This window comes from Pseudomonas sp. B15(2017) (assembly GCF_002113215.1).
In the GTDB taxonomy this organism is placed as follows: Bacteria; Pseudomonadota; Gammaproteobacteria; order Pseudomonadales; family Pseudomonadaceae; genus Aquipseudomonas.
Map to the genome: position 1 here is coordinate 230,203 of NZ_NEJZ01000008.1, position 14,388 is coordinate 244,590.

Consider the following 14,388-nt stretch of genomic DNA (forward strand, 5'->3'; position numbering starts at 1 on the left):
GGCGGTCACTCCGTGAAGTTCAGGTGTTGCTCATTCTCCAGCGCCACGGGATCATGAATAAAGACCGATCCACTGCTGATTGATATGAACCATATGAATATCGCGACCGTCGACCTCAACCTGCTGAAAGTTTTCGAAGCGCTACATGAAGAGTCCAGCGCCAGCCGCGCAGCGTTACGTCTGGGCGTGACCCAGTCAGCGGTCAGCGCAGCGTTGCGGCGGTTGCGTGAGGTGTATGGCGATCAGTTGTTCGTGCGCACTGGCCGGGGTCTGGCGCCAACCCTCAAGGCCAATCAGTTGAAACCAGTCGTCAGCGATGCCCTGAACAAATGCCGGCAAAGCCTGGCAATGGTCGATCCGACCGCCAATCACTACGACGGACGCTCGGTCACCGTGGGCCTCTCCGACGATTTCGAAATCGCTTACGGCCGCCGTCTGATCGAGGAAATCGCCCGCCGCGCACCGAAACTGCGGCTGATCTTCCGCCAGACCCACAGCCAGATCGTCGCCCGGGCGCTGATGGAGCGCAGCATCGATCTGGCGATCACCGCCGGCGGGTTTGCCGAGCGGCTGCTCAGTCGTCAGGTGCTGGGCGAAGGGGGTTACGCGTGTCTGGTGGATCCGGCGAGTCTGACGCCGGGCCAGCAGCAGATCGATCTGGAGGAATTCGTCACCCGCGAGCATCTTCTGGTGTCGTCGGGCGGTTTTATCGGGATCACCGATGAAGGGCTGGCGGCGCTGGGCCGCAGTCGCCGGGTCTGCGCCTCGACCACGCACTTCGCGGCGTTGCCGCACCTGCTCAAGGGCAGCGATGCCGTGGCGACCATTCCCACTCACGCGGCGCAGGCCATTGCCTCGCTGAGCGGGCTGGCGTTGCTGCCCTGCCCATTGGCGTTGCCGCGTTATCCGATCGAACTGGGCTGGCGCACCAGCACCCAGATCGATCCGGTGGTGCTGACGGTACGTGAAGCGATTGCCACCAGTTTCGGGGCCGAGTGATTACTTGTTGGCCGCCATCAGGCGATTGACTTCACTGCGCACCATGTTGGCGAACTCTGGCGGCGACATGCCGTCCAGTTCTGCGCGCACGAATTCAGCCCATTTGCCCTTGCGCTTGGAGCGCTCGCCGAACAACCGCGCGGCTTCGCCCTTGGCTTTGCCCAGATTGTTCTGCCAGAGTTCGAACAGTCGGGATTTCTCGTCTTCCAGCGCAGCGCGCTCTGCGAGGGATTTATCGGCCAGATTGAAACTCATCGGGAATTACCTGCTGCATGAAATGGCGACATCTTACACGCTGGGCGGAAACCTCTGACGCAGGTTTTTGCTCCGAATGGAAAATCGCTGCAACTTTTCAAGACACGCCACACTCCATTGTTCACTGTCCATTCACCTGCAAGGAGTCACCCAATGGCCCGGAAAACCGCCGTTCAAGCCGCCGAAGACCAAATCAAGGACCAGGCCTTCAGCGAACTTCAGGCGCTGATCGAAGAGTCGGAAAAACTGCTCAAGAGCAGTGCCTCGCTGGTCGGCGAAGAAGCGGAGACCCTGCGCGGTCAAATCGCCCAGAAGTTGCAGCTGGCCCTGGATTCGGTCACCAACGTGCGTGACCGCACCAAACCCGCGGTAGACGCCACCGAGAGTTACATCGGCGGGCACCCGTGGCAGACCGTGGCGATTTCCGCCGGTTTCGGTCTGGTGGTCGGATTGCTGCTCGGTCGCCGCTGAGCGCGATCAAAAAAGGCGAGCCCTCGGTGGCTCGCCTTTTTCATGTCCGGCAAACACTCATTCGCCGGCCAGTTCTCGCAACTGTGACAGGGTCTGCTGATCCAGTTCGATTCCTTTGGCCAATGACTTGGCCCGCTGCAAATGCCGCCGATCTCCCGGCAAGCGCTTGAGCCCTACCCCGTGCATCTGCCGCACGAGTTCCTGACTGCGTTCGGCGAAGCTTTGCCCGGAGGTCTTGCTCGGGTCGATCACGATCAGCAGTTGGCCAGTCCATGGCGTCTTGGCGCCCGGATGGTTCTTCCAGTCGAATTCGAACGAAAAATTGCCGCCGGTCAGCGCGGCGGCGAGCAACTCCACCATCATCGACAGCGCCGAGCCCTTGTGCCCGCCGAACGGCAGCAATGCGCCGCCTTCCAGAATCGCTTTCGGGTCGCAGGTCGGCTGACCGAGGCTGTCGACGCCCATGCCCGCGGGCAGTTTCTCGCCCTTGCGCGCGGCGATCTGCACGTCGCCATGGGCGATGGCGCTGGTGGCCAGATCGAAGACGATCGGCGCGCCGTCGGCCCGTGGAGCGGCAAAGGCAATCGGGTTGGTGCCGAACAGTGGCCGGTCGGCGCCGTGGGGTACCACGCAGGTCATGCTGTTGACCACGCTCAGCGCCACCAGGCCCTCGTCGGCAAAAGGCTCGACGTCCGGCCACAGCGCGGCAAAGTGATGGGAATTGCGGATCGCCAATAGGGCGATCCCGGCACTGCGGGCCTTTTCAACCAGCAATGCACGGGCCGCCGCCAGCGCAGGTTGAGCAAAACCGTTGCCGGCATCGACGCTGACGAAACCTGAAGCCACATCCTCGACCTTTGGCACAGCCTTGCCGTTGACCCAGCCGCTGTTGAGCGTCGAGACATATCCGGGAATCCGGAATACGCCGTGACTGTGAGCACCGTCCCGCTCGGCGTTGGCGCAATTGGCGGCCAGCGTTCTGGCGACTTCGGCCGAGGTGCCGTGACGGGTGAAAATCGTTTCCAGCAATTGAGTCAGCTCGTCCAGCGAAACCGTGGACGAGACCGCATGATCGTGTGGCGCAGACATCTGAAGCTCCAGAGTAATTATTGGAGGGAACAACAGCGAACAAACAACCCGCCTGAGGATTAACCACGGCTGGCCGGTTGCCTGTCAACCCCGCAATATTTATCTACCACCCTCGTCGCCTTCACCCGCCCTAGCCTTGCGTCTCGACCCACCGGCGCCCGCCAGCATGCGCCCCTCATCGAGACTCAATCATGTCAGCCCTCATTCAGCCGTTGTTGTTCCCCGAAGTCTTCGACGCCCCCGGACGATGGACCGAACTGGGCAAGGCCCACGGTCTGTCCGAATCCGAATTCAAATGGCTCGCCCATGCCAGGCTCTCCTCCAGCAGTTTGCGCAGCCAGCAGACCCCGCCGATGCGCGCCGAGCGCATCCTGCTCAATGTTGGCAGTGAAATACCTCTGCCGTTGCCGGGTGCGTTCGTTCTTGGCGAGACGCCCGTCGATAACGCCCTGATCCTCTACACCGTATTCGACGGCCTGAAAAAATACCGTGACCGCGTCGAATTGAGACAACAGCTCGAGCGGCGCCTGAACAATGCCGATGACCAGGCCAGTCTGTTTGCGTTCCTGTCTTTGCCGCAACGCAAGCGGCTGTTCGATGCCGACAACATCACGGTGACCTTCAGCATCATCGATGGCGATGTATTTGATGAAAACACCACGGCCATCCAGCAGGCGCAGATTCTGAATGCACAGGCCATGCGGGCGGAGCTGGAAAAGCTGCCGACGCTCAGTCACCTGCTGGAAAACATCCTTGATGAATTGCTCAAACCGCATTTCGGCAGCTTGCAGCAAAACCGTACCCGCGTCGGTTTCTACACCCAGGACGATGACACCGCGCTGACAAGACACTGGCTCGACTCCATGAGCCTGAGCGATGCAGTGCTGTTGCATTACCGGCATCAACAATGGCCGACCACTGCGTTGCGAGAGTTCTCCCACCCCGACAGATCGGCCGCCACAGGCGATCAGGCGCAATGGGAAGAGGCTGTCACCAGCGCGTCCGGAAAGTTGCCGGCGCTGCTTTTCCGGCAGCTGGAACACTATTGGGACGCGGCTTCTGCCGACGGTTCGACGCGACGCGCGTTCTTCGCCAACGTTCTGGAGGACCAGGCGCTCAGCGAATGGATGATCAAACGCGAAAACGGCGTTCTCGATGCAACTCAGTTCAGCGCACTGCATCAGTTGATGTCGCACGATGCACAAGGCCCGCAGCGCCCCGTCACCGAAACCGTTCGTCTTTGGGAGCACGAAGCCAATTACGTCGAACTGGCGGGGTCGCTGATGATCAGCGCCAGCCAGGCCTTTCTTTACACCCCGGTGCAGGGCCTGCAAGTGCTCGCCGATTACAACGACCTGAAACAGACATTGCAGAGCAAGTTCATTGCCAAGGGCCATGAAGACGAGCTTTACGGCCTGCTCAGCCTGGAAGAGCGCAACCGGTTTCTCGGTTTCGACCAGCCGCAGGTATCGGGAGAGCGGATCGTCGGAGAAGTCTTCAAGATCCTCTTCGAATGGATCATCACCAAGCAGCGGCAAAACATCGAATACGCCCTGCAAGTGTTTCGCCACAGCGATGGCGCGGTGAATCTGCACGCCCTGTTCGATAAGAGCCTGGACATCCGCTCGATGATTCATGCGCGTTTGCTCGAGCTCGACAGCGCAGGACGCTGGAGCACGCACCCGGTACTTTCGGGCAATCAACAGCCGTCCATGGTTCTGGCGGAAAAGGCGCGCGCCGCGATCAAGACGTTCAGCAGCGTTGAAGCGCCGCTTCGCCAGACACTCAAGACCCAACCCATGGCCACTCAGGAGGCTCAGCGGTCGCTTCTCGAAAACCTGAAGGCAACCCTGGCGCATGCCTGGTCTATCGGCGTAACTGGCGAAGCCCGGCTGCGAGCATTGAACGGCACACTGCCAGCCTCGGTACGGGCGATCGTCGATGCCGTGTGCAATCCAGACCAGCCGACCCGCGCGCAACGCCAGGCGCTGCAGGGTTTTCGCCCCGACGCCTATGGGCTCACCCTACGGTCTGGCGACCAGCAGAAGCTGCTGCCACTCGCCCACTGCCTGCTGATGACCGAGCGTGGCGGTCTCGACGTCCAGCACTCCGGTCGTGCAGTGTTGTGGACACCTGCACTCGGGCTTGAAGTATTCGACTCCGTTGCAATTGCCCGGCAAAAGCTCGAGCAACGCTTGCTGCACAAGGTGCAACGCCTGTCGCTGCTGGAAAATATTCTGCCTGCACAGTTTCAGCTGCATCAGCGTTATACCCTGGGGCCTTTTCAGTTCATCGAACACAACGTGCTGCATAACCGCATGCAATCGGCGACCGAGCATTTTCTCGGGCGCTGCGAGCAGGTGCGCACCCGCGTGAAGGATCCGGCAAAGCGCGACAAGGCGCTGACAACGCTGGGTGAGTCGACTTTTCACACCAACCTGAAGCTCGCAACGGCTCATGCCCGGGCAATCGTCTCCCGGCAAACTTATCCTGCCTGGCTCGGCATGGCGTCGCTCGCCGAACAGAAACTGCACGTCGAACTCCTGGAGCAGTGGCGCCAGAGCGTCGTCGACGACAAGGATTACCTGAGCGGTGTGCCGACTCTGGTCAGCCATGTCGAAAAGACGTTGACGTCATTGCTCGAAGGGCGATTCCCGGATACCGGGCTCAACCCTCGCCACATCCGGATAACGCCGAACCTGGCCCTGGCCGGACCGGCCCGCAATCTTCTCGAGTTTGCCCTCAATCACATCAATATCGCCCAAGGCACCGGTTTCAAGGTGGCATCGACAACCGCCAACGCGTTGCCCAAGGGGCTCGATCAAAGTGCAGTGACGCAACTGCTGCTATCGCTCGAGATTCCTGCCACCTACAGCGAAAAGGTCAGGCAGGCACTGGCGACGAATACGACTGCCGGCCTCGCGCGGCAGCAGACTTTCTTCCGTCAATTACCCTGGCAGTTGTTGCAGCATGCTCACGCGCTGAAACTGCAGCAGCATTTGTCAGAAACGGCATTCAGTTACATCCGCCAGGCCCTGGACATGCCAGATGCCATCGCCCGTGCTGCCGTGTCCGGTGCACAGGCCATGGTGTGCCCGCTGTCGCTGATAAAGACAGTCGGCGCCGCCGCAGTCGAAGCATGCGGACTGTATGTGTTGGCCCCCGGCACCGGGCACAAGGGGCCTCGGCTGCTTTACAGCCCCTACACCGAGCAGGCCTTTCACGAATTTCCCGATGAAGAAAGTCTGATCAGCGCGCTGAACATGCCGGGTTTGCTGCAAAACCTGCTGCTTCGTCGCCTGCCGCAACCTCAGCGAGCGATTTTCCGCAGTCTGTTTGCCAGCACTCTGGGACAGATCAGCGAAATGACGCTGGACTACCACCCGATTGGCGGCAACCTGCTGGAACGTCTGTATCAGGACAATCTCGATCTGTTGAAACAGATGCTCGACTCGCAGAACGACAGCGACGGGCAGTCTGACTGGGAAAACGCCAAAGCCCTGTTCAGCGACGGCATCCGACAGGTCGCGGACGTGCTGCCGGGCAAACTCGCCTGCGGACGCTTTCTCTGGCAAGCCTACGATGCCTTCAAGGATTCGGCCGAGGCCTTGCAGAATCATCACTGGAAGAAGGCGCTGAAGTCGTTTATCGATGGCGCCGAACATATGGTGACCGTCGGGATGCTGTCCGAAACGTCCGCTGAACAGGCGGTTGGCGCCGATGTCGGTCAGCAGACGATCGCCTCCGGCACGCAGAAGATCGAAAAACCTGTGGTTCCGAATCTGTCGGAAATCGAAACGACGTCACCTCAACGCACCCTCCTGCAGCCTTTCGAAGCAATGGACGTCGCACTCAAGGATCTGACCTACAGCGCGACTCAGGGCGTGTACCAGAAGACATCCAACAACCGTAGCTATGCCGCAGTGGACGGCAAGGTATACCGGGTCGTCAAAAACGGAGCGGACTGGCAATTGGCAAAGGATGACGTTCGCGGCCCATTGCTGCGCAAGACCGACTCACGGACAGTCCGGATCACCGAGGGTCAGACCGTTCATTACGGCAAGGCCTATTCCAGAATGATCGTGCACAAACAGTACACGCACCTGCGCCGCATGATGCTCAACATCGAAGCGCACGGCATGGAAGAGATCAGTCGAAGATACCCTGAAAAAGCCCGGATACTGGGACATGCAGTGGCGGTGGCGCGGGATTACGCATTCAACTGCCTGCACAATCTGGCCATTCTGGACATCAACGTCGTGCCCGGTGGGCGGGTCAACCGGTTTCTCATGGAGTTCTTTGATGTCCCACGCGTCACGACGCAGATCCTGTCCAGGATAAACGCCGCAATACTGCCCATCTGCAAGGCTCTGGTAGATCCGGCAGACGACCTGCTCAACACTGACCGCTTCATCGTCGGCTCAACCAGATGGTTTCACGACGTGATTGCGTTTGTCCTCGATGGCGACCTGAAGAACAAAGTCCATTTCACCCAGCATTTTTTCAATCAGGATCTGGGGGACTATGTTCCCGTCACTGCATCTGGTTTTGATATTGACGGCCATGCACAAGCCGCAACCCTGATACATGAGTTGGCCCATCAACTGAGCAATGCGTGGGACATCGCGACGGTCAGGGCGCGTGAGCCTTTCTGTGACCTGATATCTTCCGCTACCCCCGACGGTGAAAGATTGCTCAATCATCTGCAGGACGAACGAAGAACCGCGCTGTCACTGGCCACGCCCCGTGCACAACTGTTTGCAGAGTGGAGCCCGAATCAAGCGGCCTGGATCGACCTGGACAGAATTGCGGAGAAACAGACCACGGCGGCGGAGATTTTCAGGCAGACAGGCAGCGCCACCATGAGCGAGGCGCGCGATGCGTTCCTGGATCGGCAGTCTTCAGATGCCCGCGTCGGTGTCATCTTGCACAACGCCGATTCGATCGCGCAGCTGATCTGCGAAGTCGGCCGGCAGCTGGAGGTTGTGCCGTCCCCTTGATCCAAAAAAAATGCGCAGGCTCATCACCTGCGCATTCCGGCAACGGCCTCAGGATCAGTCTTTCTGATCACGCAAGACATTGCCCGACGCGCCATCGATACGGAACTCGTACACCACGCCGTCCGCCTTGCGCCCTTCCCCTTTCCAATAGCCGTTGTTGTCGGCCTCGATCTCGTAGACCTCGACATAACCGGCCTTGGTTTTAACGATTTCGATAGCCTTTTCGATAGTGATCCATCCAGCGCCCGGACGGTCGGCCAGCGCCGCGCCTGCACTCAGGAGACTGGCGGTTGCGACGAAAGCGGCCAAGGTTCTTTTGATCATTTTTCACTCCATTTAGAGATAAGGGTTCATGGGACGTCCTGGTTTTTGGGGCGCCTGAGCGGAAAAAAGTTCAACGTTTGATGGGTAAATGCCATGACGGTTGTTCTCGGCGCCTTCCCCTCAAGGTTAGAATGCGCGAAATCAGGAAGAGTCAATGACCCAGAACACCCTCTCGGAAGCCGAATACGATGCCATCACCGATGCCGCCGCGCATTGGTGCATGCGTCTGCACGCCGTCGACTGCACCGCTGAAGAGCGGCAGGCGTTCGAACAGTGGCGCGATGCACATCCGCTTCACGCATTCGAGTATGAGGCGATGCTGGAGATCTGGGATGTCGCCGAGCATTTGCCGCGCCCCGAACCTGCGGTGGTTGTACCGAAGACTGCGCCGGCCCGGACGTGGCGCCAATACGCAGTAGCCGCCGCCGTTTGCGCTCTGGCGCTGCCGCTGGCGGCCTGGACCGGATGGAATCTGGGTTGGCTGCCCGACAGCTATCAACACTTTGCTGCCACCGATAATGTGCGCCATGTCACGCTGGCTGACGGCAGTCAGGTCGAGCTGAACCTCAACACCGAGCTGACCTACAGCAATTACAAGGACGAGCGTCGCGTCACCCTGAAAAAGGGTGAAGCCTTCTTCGAAGTCAGCCATGACCTGAGCCATCCGTTCGTCGTCAGGGCCGCAGAAGGCAAAATCCGCGTCACCGGCACCCGTTTCAACGTCTGGATGTACGAAGATCAGGTGAAGGTGAACCTGATCGAGGGTTCCGTACTGGTCACCAGCAATACTCAACTGTCGGGCGATGGCTTGCGCCTCGGCCCTTCCATGCAGGCCCGCTACAGGCACGGCGACTTCACGCCGCAAATCAGCCAGACCTATGCCAATGACACTTCTCTGGCCTGGCGCAGCGGCAAACTGATTCTCGACAACCTGTCGCTGAACGAAGCGCTGCCGATGATCAACCGCTACCTGGACAAACCCTTGATGCTCGCCGACAGCGCGACCGGCGCGATCCGGGTGGGCGGCATTTACAACATCAAGGAGCTGAACAGTTTCGCCAGCTCGATGCCAAAGGTGTTGCCGGTGTTCCTGACCCGCAACAAGGAAGGCAACCCGGTGATCAATCCGATGCCGCAACAACCGCGAAAAAACTGAAGGCCGTTCCCGTGAGGGAGCGGCCTTCTGCTTTTACGGTGTCAGTCCCTCGGACGGCTGATTACTGCGCCGCGACTTTCCCTGCTTTTTCCAGATCATCGCGTACGGTCTGTACCTGATACTGCGGATCGGCCTTGATCTGCTGTTCGGTGAACAGCAACACGCTCCACTGTTTCTTCGAGAACGCCTCGGTCTGGTCACGGGCGTATTTCGATGCCGGATCGCTGGACAGCGAGAACGCGAGCAGGCCCTGGGCATGCGGCCCCTTGTCATCGAACGTCACGACTTGCAGATAACTGGTGCCACTGACCACTTCCAGCTTGCCGTCTTCACGGGGCACGCTCTGGATGGCGTTGTAGATGCCCAGCGTGCCCGGGCCACCGTGAATCGGCGTTTGCTGGCCACCACTGCTGACCACCTGCACGTCGCCCCAACGACTTTTCTCGGTCAGACCCATTTTTGTCGCCGACTCGGCCGACGCCAGCATGGCCTCGCGCAACACTTTGGCCACGTCGGGATTTTCGACGGCCAGTCCGCGCGGTGTGTGCTGCGCGTCCTTCGGATCGAACGCCACGCGCCAGGCCTGCGGCGATTCCTGCATCGCTTGCATGATGTTCTGGAAATGCACCAGGCCGATGCCCGAGTCCAGATTCGCCCGGCTGTCCCACGCTTTCAGACTGCTGCACACCGATTTCAACGCCGCCTCAGACTGCGAGGCACAGAACTTCAACAGATCCGGCATCACCTGAGTTGCCAGGAACACCTGATCGTCCATCACCATGTGTTGCAGGTCCTGCACCGACAGCGGGCCTTTCTTGTCCAGCGTCGCCAGACGATCCAGCGCAAAGCGCGAGCGCAGGCCCAGAGGCTGCCCTTCCTGACTGATCAGCGGCGAGAAACCGGTCAGCGGTTGCGCCGGGTTGGCCAGCCAGGCCGAGTCGTTGGAGTGCTGGACGAAGTCCTTGCGCAACAGCTGCGGCAACTGGCTGGAGGCGTAAATGCCCTTTTGCGCGGCTTGCGGGTCGATGTCCCAGGCGCAGGCGCTGTTGGAGCCGTCGAGCACGATCATTTGCAGGCCGATGCGCGGGTCGCTGCACTTGGCCAGTTTGTCGGCACTGACGTTCGGCACCACCGACAGGTTCATGTACAGCGTCTGGCCCTTGTCATCAACGGCCAGCGTATTGACCCACGGGATGCCCTGGATCGTGTGCACCGAATCCTGCAGATCCTTGAGATTGCCGGCGCGGTTCATGGCGTACCACTGCTTCAGCACCCGGTCATTTTCGAGGTTGGCATCGCGCAGGCTGTAGGCGAACTGATTGTTCCAGTCGAGTTTGCCGGGCCACTGTACGATCGGCCCGAACTGCGAACTGTACACATCCCGCGAGACCGGCACGACCTGGCCGTCTGCCTGTTTGACCTGCACCGTGACGGTCTGCTTGTTCATCGGCAGGGACTGGCCGTCGAGCAGGTAACGGGTCGGATCCTTCGGATCGAGTTGCAGGCGATACAGGGTGAAGTGCTTGGACGAGTCGACGGTATGGGTCCACGCCAGGTGCTGGTTGAAGCCGATGTTGATCATCGGCAGGCCCGGCAGCGCCGCGCCCATCACATCCAGTTTGCCGGGGATGGTCAGGTGCATCTGATAAAAACGCATGCCGCCGACCCACGGGAAATGCGGGTTGGCCAGCAGCATCCCGCGACCATTGAACGAGCGCTCGCTGCCCACCGCCACGGCGTTGCTGCCGCGGTCCAGGGCGAAGCGTTGCAGCCGCGTGTCCGCCAGTTGGTAAGCCCGTGCATCGTTTTCGATCTGCGCTGTGGACTGCGGCGGTGTTGCACCCGCCAAAGCTTCGGCGAACTGCCCGACACCGCCCTCGACCAGCAGACGCCGGGTCAGCTTCACGAGGTCTTCGGCGGCGATATCGCGCACCCATTCACCCTGGCACTGTTGCGGCAGCCCCTGCTGGCGGCGCTCGGCCAGATAACGGTTGTAGCCGGCGGCATAACCTTCCACCAGATCACGCACTTCGACCGGCTGCGCCTGCCAGAAGGCATTCACTGCCTGGGGTGTGTTGAGCCATTGGAAAAACAGATCGCTGACGCGGTTCTCGCGCTCCTCGACCGTCACTTGCTCCGGCCCGAAGTAACGTAACCGCTCGCCGTTGACCGTCACGATCTCGTTGGCCAGCAGGCACAGGTTGTCCTGCGCATAGGCATAACCGATGCCGAAACCGAGCCCGCGTTCGTTTTCCGCGCGGATGTGCGGTACGCCATAACCTGTGCGACGGATATCGGCGCCGGCCTGCCCGGAAGCGGAAGGGCTGAACGCCTGCGCCGACAGACTCAGCCCGAGAAACAGGCCGGCAAGGGTCAGTCCGGTGAATTGCCTGGAAATAGTCACGCTCGCTCCTGATCGAAATGCCGAAGAGCGAACCACCCGCCACCGTGAACACGTCGGGCCCGGCTCGCTCTGAAATCACCCACGCGTCACGCGCAATGAGCCTGTTCAGAAAACGAAGCCGCGGAAAAAAATTTAGTCGGTCACACACCCGTTTGGCGCCGTGATCACGGGGAAAAGACGAAACGACGACAAAATTTCTACATTTTTCGCTTCATGATTTGTCGAGCTGAAACGTCTTGTTTAGAGAGAGCACAAGAAACCTTTCCTGATCAGGCTCTGAAAGGAGTAATCGCATGTACAACCCGCCACTACCATCGGAAGGTAGCCAGACCCCCAAAGGAGCGCCCATGGGTTCGCACGCCGACGTATTCGGGCAACGGGTCGAGCGTCACGGCAATGAACGCATCCGCTTGCTGCTTAAAAGCTTCGGCCTGCGCACCAGCCTGATTCGCCTCAAGGTCATCGACACCTTGCTGGTCGCCGCCGAGGACGACCGTCGCCTGGGTGTGCGTGGCGTGCATAGCCAACTGCTGGATCTGGACATTCCGTTGTCCTTTCTCAGCGTGCGCGAAGTACTCAAGCGCCTGTGCGCCGAAGGCGTGATCACGTTCAACGACGACAAGAGCTACAGCCTCCATCCCCAGGCTGCCGCCGTGCTCAACAGCGATTGATGCACGCGGCAGACGCCGTCAGGGCTTGACCTTGCGGCGCATCACGCCGTTGATCACCACGACCACTACCGCCACACCGATGGCGATGTACTGGAACGTTTGCTCGCTGAGCTTGCCGGCGTTTTGCAGCCAGGACAGGCCGAGCATGATCAGCAGTACGGCGACAGCGATCAGAATCGAATATATCAAGCGTTGCTTCTGGGTCATTACAGGTTCCTGAACCGTTGGAATGTATCGGGTTTGTATCGGCGTTGATGCCATGCGCATACCGTTTGACGGGGATGCGCCGCCGTTAACGGGGTCTCATGTTACAGCCGATGAAGAACTTTGGCTTCAAGCGGCGTCAACCATGAGGATCTTTGAAATGCTGCGTCGAATCACCTGGCTGATTCCTGTCCTTGCACTGCTCGCCCTGAGCGGCTGCATCATCTTTCCCCACGGCGGCTGGCATGGCGATCATCGCCACTACGCGCCTGGCCCGGGCTATTACTACCATCGTTAAGTCAATCTCGCGGAAAGGATGCCAGCGTCCATCCGTTCAAATGCAACAACGGATTTAAGCGTCAGGAGAATTGCCCGCAGGAATGTGGGCGTTTTTTATGGATCGGCGATTACCGGTATAGGAGTCTTCGCCTCCTCAAGTAGGAATGCTGCCCTCCGTAACATTACGCACAACCTCGTCATATACCGTCACACCAATGGCTTAGGGACATTCCCCGCTCCTCCCTACTCTTGCGCTACCTCTCGACGATCGTGAAAGCGCATGCAACGAACTCTCATTCCCCTCCCGCCACTCCAGGCGCTCGGCTTCTGTCTCGCCATCACGCTGTTCGAATGGCTGACCTACATGGCCAGCGACATGGTCATGCCGGCCATGCTGACCGTCACCCGGGATCTGGAAGCCGATGCGGCTCACATTCCCAATGCGTTCAATCTCTATCTGATCGGCGGCGTCTGCCTGCAATGGCTGATCGGGCCTTTGTCCGACCGATTTGGCCGGCGCCCGCTGTTGCTTGCCGGTTGTGCGCTGTTCGGCATGACCTGTGCGGCGGCCGTCGCCACGCCCGGCATCGAAGTGTTCAACGCCCTGCGACTGTTGCAAGGCATGGGCCTGGGATTTGTCGTGGCGGTCAGTTATCCCGCCCTTCAGGAAGTCTTCTGCGAGGCCGATGCCGTGCGACTGATGGCACTGCTGGGCAACGTCGCCCTGCTTTCGCCCCTGCTCGGTCCGCTGCTCGGCAGTCTGCTGCTGGAGTGGCTGAGCTGGCGCGAGCTGTTTCTCGGCCTGGGCCTGATCGCGACACTGACCTGGATCGGACTGTATGCCTGCATGCCGGAGACGATCGGCGTTGTCCGCCACGATGGCGGTCAACAAGCGCCGATCCCCTTCTCCTTCCGCCAGATCAGGACCCGTTACGTGGCGCTGCTGCGCAATCAACGGTTCGTCGGCATCTGCCTTGCCCTGGGTCTGATGAGCCTGCCGCTGATTGCCTGGATCGGTCTCGCGCCGCTGTTGCTGGTTCAGTTGCTGGGCCTGACGACCCGCGAATATGCGCTGTGGCAAATTCCGGTGTTCTCGGCGGTGATCGTCGGCAATCTGATCCTCGACAGACTGCTCAATTCGCGGGATCTGCCGCAATTGATTCGTCTGGCGCTCTGGCCGTTCTGCCTGGGGTTGCTGACCTTGATAGCCACCGCACTGACCGGCCTTTCCCTTGCCGGATTGATGACCGGTCTTGCGCTGTATGCCGTCGGGCTTGGCATGAGCAACGCCGCGCTGTACCGGCTGGCTCTGTTTTCCAGCGATGACAGCAAAGGACTGGTCTCCGCTGCGATCGGCATGATTTCGATTGCCGTGATGGGTGTCGGTGGCTCGCTGATTGCTGCGACCGGCGGCGGCAACCGTCTCGAATCCTTCGCCATTCTGGCGGCGCTGGGCGGTTTGCTCAGCCTGCCTTTGCTGTACCGGTTTCTGCCACATGCCCCGACAGACTCCGCCTCTTCAAGATAAAGAAAAGG

Annotated in this window: 12 protein-coding genes; 7 read left to right on the top strand and 5 right to left on the bottom strand. The window is 60.1% G+C overall.

Going from position 1 to position 14,388, the window contains the following annotated elements; all coding sequences use genetic code 11:
• Nucleotides 1–84: 84 nt before the first annotated feature.
• Nucleotides 85–999 (top strand): LysR family transcriptional regulator, encoded by a 915-nt coding sequence (locus CAF73_RS14470; protein WP_085696400.1) that lies wholly within the window; start codon nt 85–87, stop codon nt 997–999.
• Here the strand turns inward: CAF73_RS14470 and CAF73_RS14475 are convergent, their stop codons facing one another.
• Nucleotides 1,000–1,254, bottom strand: coding sequence for a hypothetical protein (locus CAF73_RS14475; RefSeq protein WP_007957535.1), 255 nt, complete (start codon nt 1,252–1,254; stop codon nt 1,000–1,002).
• A 153-nt stretch (nt 1,255–1,407) separates the two neighbouring features.
• Between CAF73_RS14475 and CAF73_RS14480 the strand changes: the two genes are divergently transcribed.
• Entirely contained in the window at nt 1,408–1,725 is a 318-nt protein-coding gene (locus CAF73_RS14480) for a YqjD family protein (protein ID WP_085696402.1), read from the top strand.
• Between the two features lie 57 nt (nt 1,726–1,782).
• Here CAF73_RS14480 and CAF73_RS14485 read toward each other — a convergent pair whose 3' ends face one another.
• Nucleotides 1,783–2,814, bottom strand: a complete 1,032-nt coding sequence (locus CAF73_RS14485) for an Ldh family oxidoreductase (RefSeq protein WP_085703063.1) — start codon at nt 2,812–2,814, stop codon at nt 1,783–1,785.
• 191 nt (nt 2,815–3,005) lie between these two features.
• Between CAF73_RS14485 and CAF73_RS14490 the strand changes: the two genes are divergently transcribed.
• Nucleotides 3,006–7,814: a dermonecrotic toxin domain-containing protein gene (locus tag CAF73_RS14490; protein WP_085703064.1), complete on the top strand. Its 4,809-nt coding sequence runs from the start codon at nt 3,006–3,008 to the stop codon at nt 7,812–7,814.
• A gap of 54 nt (nt 7,815–7,868) precedes the next feature.
• On the opposite strand, the gene CAF73_RS14495 is transcribed toward CAF73_RS14490, so the two are convergent.
• Nucleotides 7,869–8,138: a PepSY domain-containing protein gene (locus CAF73_RS14495; RefSeq protein WP_007957544.1), complete on the bottom strand. Its 270-nt coding sequence runs from the start codon at nt 8,136–8,138 to the stop codon at nt 7,869–7,871.
• Nucleotides 8,139–8,292: 154 nt separating this feature from the next.
• On the opposite strand from CAF73_RS14495, the gene CAF73_RS14500 reads away from it, so the two are divergent.
• Nucleotides 8,293–9,294: a FecR family protein gene (locus tag CAF73_RS14500; RefSeq protein WP_085703065.1), complete on the top strand. Its 1,002-nt coding sequence runs from the start codon at nt 8,293–8,295 to the stop codon at nt 9,292–9,294.
• Between the two features lie 61 nt (nt 9,295–9,355).
• On the opposite strand, the gene CAF73_RS14505 is transcribed toward CAF73_RS14500, so the two are convergent.
• Nucleotides 9,356–11,698, bottom strand: a complete 2,343-nt coding sequence (locus tag CAF73_RS14505; RefSeq protein WP_085703066.1) for an acylase — start codon at nt 11,696–11,698, stop codon at nt 9,356–9,358.
• Nucleotides 11,699–11,991: 293 nt separating this feature from the next.
• On the opposite strand from CAF73_RS14505, the gene CAF73_RS14510 reads away from it, so the two are divergent.
• The gene (locus CAF73_RS14510; RefSeq protein WP_085703067.1) at nt 11,992–12,369 is read left to right on the top strand and encodes a fe2+ zn2+ uptake regulation protein; all 378 of its coding nucleotides are present in this window, start codon (nt 11,992–11,994) and stop codon (nt 12,367–12,369) included.
• Nucleotides 12,370–12,387: 18 nt separating this feature from the next.
• Here the strand turns inward: CAF73_RS14510 and CAF73_RS14515 are convergent, their stop codons facing one another.
• Nucleotides 12,388–12,576: a hypothetical protein gene (locus CAF73_RS14515; RefSeq protein WP_085703068.1), complete on the bottom strand. Its 189-nt coding sequence runs from the start codon at nt 12,574–12,576 to the stop codon at nt 12,388–12,390.
• A 157-nt stretch (nt 12,577–12,733) separates the two neighbouring features.
• On the opposite strand from CAF73_RS14515, the gene CAF73_RS30195 reads away from it, so the two are divergent.
• A complete protein-coding gene (locus CAF73_RS30195; protein ID WP_176247735.1) occupies nt 12,734–12,871 on the top strand; it encodes a hypothetical protein in 138 nt (45 codons plus the stop codon).
• 261 nt (nt 12,872–13,132) lie between these two features.
• Nucleotides 13,133–14,380: an MdfA family multidrug efflux MFS transporter gene (locus CAF73_RS14520; RefSeq protein ID WP_085703069.1), complete on the top strand. Its 1,248-nt coding sequence runs from the start codon at nt 13,133–13,135 to the stop codon at nt 14,378–14,380.
• Nucleotides 14,381–14,388: the final 8 nt, after the last annotated feature.